We start from the raw sequence: 4643 nt of genomic DNA on the forward strand, positions 1-4643 counted from the left end.
GCATCTGTTGGCGGCGATGGTGGCCGAGGGGGCTGAAGATCAGGCGGTAGACCGTTTGCCGTTGCTGGACGATGCCGAGCGCCATCAGGTGCTGACGCAGTGGAATGCGACCAAGGCGGATTATCCTCGCGATGCTTGTGTGCACGCATTGTTCGAGGCACAGGTGGCGCGTGATCCATCGGCAATTGCGATTGTTCAAAACAATGTCGCGCTGACGTATGGTGAGTTGAATGCACGCGCCAATCGTCTGGCGCATTACCTACGCGAATTGGGCGTGTGCCCGGATGACCGCGTGGCAGTGTGCGTGCAGCGTAGCGTCGAGATGGTGGTGGCGTTGCTGGCGGTGTTGAAGGCGGGCGGTGCGTATGTGCCGCTGGATCCGGACTATCCGCCGGAGCGTCTGGCTTACATCCTCGCTGATTGCGGCCTCGCTCAGGTGTTGACGGTGAGGGATGCGATCTTGCCAGAGCCGCTGGAGCTCTTGCGGGTCAACATCGACGATGCTGTGGTGAGCGCAGCGCAGTTGCATAATCCTGGAGTGCACTCGCATGGTGGCACGAGCGCTTGTGTCATCTATACCTCCGGTTCGACAGGACTGCCGAAGGGAGTCGAAATCCCGCATCGAGGGATCAATCGTCTGGTATTGAACAATGGGTATCTTCCCTTCAGTCCGAGCGACTGTGTCGCTTTGGCGGCCAATCCGAGTTTCGATGCGACGACGTTCGAAGTCTGGGGTGCGCTGCTCAATGGCGCACGCTTGGTCGTCATCGAAGCGGATGTTTTGCTGAACCCTGTCAGGTTGGCGGAGACAGTCGAGTGCGCAGGCATCAGCATCTTGCTGTTAGCGGCGGGGTTGTTCCATCAATATGCTGAGAGCATGAAAAAGAGGTTCGGTCACTTGCGTTATCTGTTGGCCGGTGGTGATGCGATTGATCCAAGCGTGGTGGCGAAGGTCTTGGATGGCAACGGCCCACAGCATTTCTTGAATTGCTATGGCCCGACGGAAATCACGACCATCGCGACGGCCTATGAGGCGGTGGAAATCGATGAGGATGTCAGAAGTCTTCCAATCGGCAGGCCAATCGCCAACACGCAGATCTACATTCTTGATGCACACGGTGCGCCGGTTCCGATTGGGGTGGTGGGCGAGTTGTATATCGGTGGCGATGGCGTGGGTCTTGGATATTTGAATCGAGAGGACTTGACCGCCGAACGCTTCCTGCCGGATCCGTTTAGTGCCGATCCGGCAGCGCGGATGTATCGCAGTGGCGATCTGGGGCGTTGGCGTGCCGATGGCACGATTGAGTTTTTCGGGCGCAACGATCATCAGGTCAAGATCCGTGGTTTCCGCATCGAATTGGGTGAAATCGAGGCACGGCTGAGTGCGCATGCGGATGTGCGCGAATGCGTGGTGATGGCGCTGGAAGGTGCGGTGGCTGGTACCGAGAAGCGTCTGGTGGCGTATTGGGTCGCTGCCGAGCATGTGACGTCCGAGCCTCTTGGCGCGGAAAGCTTGCGCAGTTGGTTGTCGGATACCTTGCCGGATTACATGGTGCCGGCGGCTTATGTGCAGTTGGATCGCTTGCCGCTGACTCCGAACGGCAAGTTGGATCGCAAGGCATTACCCGCACCGGATGGCTCGGCCTATGCAGCGCCTGCGTATGAAGCACCGCAGGGCGCGATCGAACAAACCATTGCCGCGATTTGGTGTGACCTGCTGGGTCTGGAAAGTATCGGGCGACACGATAACTTCTTCGCACTCGGTGGACATTCGTTGTTGGCGGTGCGAGTTGCTTCGCGCCTGCGTCAGGAATTGGGTGTCGAGATCGGCGTGGCGGAGTTGTTCGCGCATGCAACGCTGAAGGACCTTGCCGCTTGCGTGACCTCTTCGTCCGGTGCGATCTTGCCGCCGATCCTGCCATTGCAGCCGGATGCGCCGCGCGTGCTGTCCTTTGCACAGCAACGGCTCTGGTTCCTATCGCAGTTCGAGGGTGTCAGTCAGGCGTATCACATCAGCGGTGGCTTGCGTTTACGCGGGGCGCTGGATACGAAAGCGTTGCAACGTGCGTTAGATCGCATCGTGGCCCGGCATGCGTCGTTGCGCACGACCTTCGCGCTGGTGGATGGGCAGGCGTTGCAGCAAATCGCCGCTGAAGAAAGCGGCTTCCATCTGATCGCCCACGAGCTGTGTGGGGTACCTGATGGTGAGGAAGCGCTTGAGAAACTCCTGACCGAGGAAGCGCAAGCGCCATTTGCGTTGGAGCAAGGCCCACTCATCCGTGGCCGGCTGATACGACTTGCCGATGACGAGTCCGTCCTCTTCGTCACGATGCACCACATCGTCTCGGATGGTTGGTCGATGGGAGTTTTGATCAATGAGCTGAGCGTGTTGTATCGGGCGTTTGCACGTGGCGAAGCCGATCCGCTAGCACCGTTGCCGATCCAGTACGCCGACTATGCAAGCTGGCAGCGGCAGTGGTTGACGGGTGATGTACTGGAGCAACAGGCCACGTATTGGCGTGAGGCAATGTCTGGCGCACCGGTGTTGCTGGAACTGCCCACGGATCGTCCACGTCCGGCTCAGCAGGATCATGCAGGCGCGATGTTGGAGGTGATCGTCGATCCGCAGCAAGCACAAGCGTTGAAGGCCCTGAGCCAGCGCCATGGTCTGACGCTGTACATGACGCTCCTGGCGAGCTGGGCATTGCTGCTATCGCGTCTATCCGGCCAAGACGATGTGGTGATCGGCAGTCCGGTGGCAAATCGCGGGAGATCGGAAACAGAAGGATTGATCGGCTTCTTCGTCAACACGCTGGCGTTGCGGGTGGAATTGTCTGGCTCACCAACGCTGGCGCAACTGCTGGCCTCGGTGAAGAGCCGCACACTGCAAGCGCAGGCACATCAGGATATCCCGTTCGAGCAGGTCGTCGAGCTGATTCAACCGCCACGCAGTCTGGCGCATACGCCGCTGTTCCAAGTGATGTTCGCGTGGCAGAACACGCCGCAGGGCGAGTTGGATCTTGGTGCAATCGAGGCCAGCGGATTGGGTGTTGCACAGACAAGCGCGCAGTTCGACCTGTCGCTGTCATTGATGGAGAGCGATGAGGGGATCGTCGGCAGTCTGGCCTATGCCACGGCATTGTTCGAGCGTTCGACGCTGGAGCGGTGGATGGGCCATTGGCGGCATCTGTTGGAAGCGATGGTGGCCGATGGCGCCGAGCATCAGGCAGTAGATCGTCTTCCGTTGCTGGACGATGCCGAGCGCCATCAGGTGCTGACCCAGTGGAATGAAACCGCAGCAGATTATCCGCGCGATGCCTGTGTGCATGAATTGTTCGAGGCACAGGTGGCGCGGACGCCGTCTGCCATCGCGGTGGTGCAGGGCGAAGTGTCGCTGACCTATGGCGAGTTGAACGCACGTGCCAACCGTCTGGCGCATTACCTGCGTGAGTTAGGCGTATGTCCGGATGATCGTGTGGCGATCTGTGTGCAGCGCAGTGTGGAAATGGTGGTGGCGGTGCTTGCGGTGCTGAAGGCCGGCGGTGCGTATGTGCCGTTGGACCCGGCTTATCCTGTCGAACGTCTGACCTACATGCTGGAGGACAGTGCGCCGGTTGCAGTTCTGGCGCAGACATTGACTTCGAACTTGCTCTCGAACTTGCTACTGACCACGTCCGCGCCGATCATCAATTTGGACGAGTCGCACTGGCAGGATCGGTCAGTGTCGAATCTCTCGATGGATGGTCTGACCTCGGCGCATCTGGCCTATGTGATCTACACCTCTGGCTCCACGGGCATGCCCAAGGGCGTGATGATCGAGCACCGTAACACAGTGAACCTGCTGGCCTGGGCGCAGCGCTCCTTCGAGCCGTCGGTTCTGGCTAAAACTCTGTTCTCGACGTCGTTGAACTTCGACCTGGCGGTCTATGAATGTTTTGCGCCGCTGATATGCGGTGGTGCGATTGAAGTAGTCGACAATCTCCTGGCGCTGCAAACAGGTCAACATGACATCACATTGATCAACACGGTGCCTTCGGCGCTGAAAGCATTGTTGGAATCCGGTGGATTAGGGCGGAGCGTACAGACGGTCAACGTCGCCGGTGAGGCACTTAAGCGTCAGCTTGTTGAGGATATTTTTGCCAAGACGCAAGTCGAACGGCTGTGCAACCTATATGGTCCGTCGGAAACCACGACCTATTCGAGTTGGGTATCGATGGAGCGCAGCGACGGTTTTGTGTCTCATATCGGCACGCCGTTGGACAATACCCAGTTCTATGTGCTGGATACGCATCGTCAGCCTGTGCCGGTGGGTGTGACGGGTGAACTGTATATCGGTGGTACCGGTGTGGCGCGTGGTTATCTGAATCGCGGTGATTTGACCGCCGCGCGCTTCCTCATGGATCCATTCAGTGCCGATCCGACGGCACGGATGTATCGCACTGGCGATCTGGGTCGCTGGCGTGCCGATGGCACGCTTGAGTTTGTGGGACGCAACGACCATCAGGTCAAGATTCGTGGTTTCCGCATCGAGTTGGGAGAGATCGAGGCGCGGCTGAGCGCGCATGTGGATGTGCGCGAGTGTGTGGTGGTGGCGCTGGAAGATGCCACGGGCAGCGACAAGCGATTGGTGGCGTATTGGGTTG

Annotated in this window: 1 protein-coding gene; it reads left to right on the forward strand. The window is 59.1% G+C overall.

The window, feature by feature from the left end; all coding sequences use genetic code 11:
• Nucleotides 1-4643 (forward strand): non-ribosomal peptide synthetase (locus tag XALGPE39_RS15920; protein ID WP_161795315.1); only part of this gene is annotated, 4643 nt, incomplete at both ends.

It is taken from the genome of Xanthomonas sp. GPE 39, from assembly GCF_000963005.1.
Classification (GTDB): domain Bacteria; phylum Pseudomonadota; class Gammaproteobacteria; order Xanthomonadales; family Xanthomonadaceae; genus Xanthomonas_A.